1 protein-coding gene is annotated in these 1,174 nt (G+C 68.5%); it reads left to right on the top strand.

The genetic code is table 11. The annotated features are described in order from the left end of the window. Positions 1-74 precede the first annotated feature (74 nt). Positions 75-1,174, top strand: a 1,100-nt coding sequence (locus GL263_RS26895; protein ID WP_182858334.1) for an LLM class flavin-dependent oxidoreductase, incomplete at its 3' end; no start/stop codon positions are given.

The raw sequence follows: 1,174 nt of genomic DNA, 5'->3' as shown, positions 1-1,174 counted from the left end.
GGTGGGAATAGGCGGTGGGGGAGAAGTGTTGGAGCCTAGTAGTTGAAGAATCAATTACCTGAGAGGTGAGCGCGGTGCAGTTCGGCATCTTCACCGTCGGTGACGTCACGACCGATCCGACCAACGGCCGCACCCCGACCGAGCACGAGCGGATCAAGGCCATGGTCGCGATCGCGCTCAAGGCCGAGGAGGTCGGACTCGACGTCTTCGCGACCGGCGAGCACCACAACCCGCCGTTTGTGCCGTCGTCGCCGACCACCATGCTCGGCTACGTCGCAGCCCGCACCGAGCGGCTCATCCTCTCCACCTCCACCACGCTCATCACCACCAACGACCCGGTGAAGATCGCCGAGGACTTCGCGATGCTGCAGCACCTGGCCGACGGCCGGGTCGACGTGATGATGGGACGCGGCAACACCGGCCCCGTCTACCCCTGGTTCGGCCAGGACATCCGGCAGGGCATCCCGCTGGCCATCGAGAACTACGCCCTGCTGCACCGGCTGTGGCGGGAGGACGTCGTCGACTGGGAGGGCCGGTTCCGCACACCCCTCCAGGGCTTCACCGCCACCCCCCGGCCGCTCGACGGGCTGCCGCCCTTCGTCTGGCACGGCTCCATCCGCAGCCCCGAGATCGCCGAACAGGCCGCCTACTACGGCGACGGCTTCTTCGCCAACAACATCTTCTGGCCCAAGGAGCACTTCCAGCGCCTCATCGACCTCTACCGCAGGCGGTACGCCGAATACGGGCACGGTACGGCCGAGCAGGCGGTCGTCGGCCTCGGCGGCCAGGTCTTCATGCGGCGCAACTCCCAGGACGCCGTACGGGAGTTCCGGCCCTACTTCGACAACGCGCCCGTCTACGGGCACGGCCCCTCGCTGGAGGAGTTCACCGAGCAGACGCCGCTCACCGTCGGAAGCCCGCAGGAGGTCGTCGAGAAGACGCTGACCTTCCGCGAGTCCTTCGGCGACTACCAGCGACAGCTCTTCCTGATGGACCACGCCGGACTGCCGCTGAAGACCGTGCTGGAGCAGCTCGACATGCTCGGCGAGGAGGTCCTGCCGGTGCTGCGCGAGGAGTTCGCGAAGGGTCGGCCCGCGCACGTGCCGGACGGCCCCACCCACGCCGCGCGTCTCGCCGCCCGCGTGTCCGCCGCCGAGGCCGACCCTTCGCGAAC

Source organism: Streptomyces durbertensis (genome assembly GCF_014156695.1).
Lineage (GTDB): Bacteria > Actinomycetota > Actinomycetes > Streptomycetales > Streptomycetaceae > Streptomyces > Streptomyces durbertensis.
Note: the sequence above shows the minus strand (reverse complement) of the source record. Positions and strands in the feature narration are given on the sequence as shown.